This window comes from Microcoleus sp. BM001215392 (assembly GCF_036700185.1).
Classification (GTDB): domain Bacteria; phylum Cyanobacteriota; class Cyanobacteriia; order Cyanobacteriales; family Microcoleaceae; genus Microcoleus.
The window spans coordinates 1-1288 of the sequence record NZ_JAUBOJ010000725.1 but is presented as its reverse complement, the minus strand read 5'-3'; the positions used below and the strand labels follow the sequence as shown (position 1 = coordinate 1288).

General features: G+C 40.5%; 1 pseudogene. It reads right to left on the bottom strand.

The features are described from left to right. A pseudogene (locus QT974_RS34460) lies at positions 1–1127 on the bottom strand (RNA-guided endonuclease InsQ/TnpB family protein); the annotation flags it as partial. Between the last annotated feature and the right edge of the window lie 161 nt (positions 1128–1288).

The window sequence follows — 1288 nt, the reverse complement described above, 5'->3', positions numbered from 1 at the left end:
GCCACTCAGTACCCAGTAGATTCATGCCTTTCTGCAAAATATTGAGAGCCGCATTGGTATCACGGCACAGTTCAATTTTGCAATTAGGACATGAGTGTGTTCTGGTACTGAGTGCTTTCTTTGCTCTGTGACCACAATTAGAACAATCTTGCGAAGTATAGTTAGGCGATACAGCCACAACTGCTTTATCCCAAATCTTGCCGTAGTAGTCCAGCCATTGAGTGAATTGATACCAACTAGCATCAGAAATAGACTTAGCCAAGCAATGATTTTTCACCATATTGGCAATCTTCAAATCTTCATAGACAACCACATCGTTAGAGTGGACTACGCACTCCCGCTTGCTTAATCGCCCAGTCTTTACGCTGCCTCTGAATTTTTAGATGGATTTTACCCAGTCTCTTCCTTTGCTTGTGATAGTTCTTTGATTGGGGTTTAGCACCCTTGACAAATTTCTTACTCAGGCGGCGTTGGGCTTTCTTCAGTCGCTTTTCTGACTTTCGCAGGAATTGTGGATATATCACGGCGTTATCGTTTTGGTCTTTGGTGAAGAATTTCAACCCCAAATCTAACCCGACAACATTGCCTGTATATTTCCCTTTCTCTTTACGGTCAACATCAAAGCAAAACTGAGCATAATAACCGTCCGCTCTTCTAACTACTCGCACCCGATTTATTTTTAATCTATGCAAGTCGTCCTGAGTTTCATTATTGCAAAATATAGAGAAAGTTCCCGCCTCAAATCCATCAGTGAAAGTGATTAATTTACAATCATCTGACAACTTCCATCCTGAAACTTTATACTCTACCGAGCGACAATATTTCTTAAACTTTGGATAGCCTTTCTTTCCCGCACCTTTTTTACACCGGGAATAAAAGCTAGAGATAGCAGCCCAAGCCCGTTCAGCACTAGCTTGTCTAGCAGCAGAGTTTAACTTCTTTGCAAAAAGAAATTCCTTAGCTAAGTCCTTGCATAAGGCGTACAAAACAGCTTTACTAACCCCTTGATTATCCATCCAAAAACGCACGGCTTTATTTCTAATAAACTGTGCTGTACGGATAGCCTCATCAAGTGCTAAGTATTGCTCTTTCGTTCCGTTCTTTAGCTTTGCTTCTCTTACTATCATGTTCTAAGTATAACATATTTATCTGACATTATAGTGGATAAATATAGTAGAATAATCAAAGCCGTCCTAGAAGGACGGGGCTTTAGACCCAAGTTTTTGGTAATTAAGGACTAAAGTCCGAACGATCAAACCTTATAGAGGACTAAAGTCCGAACGATCAA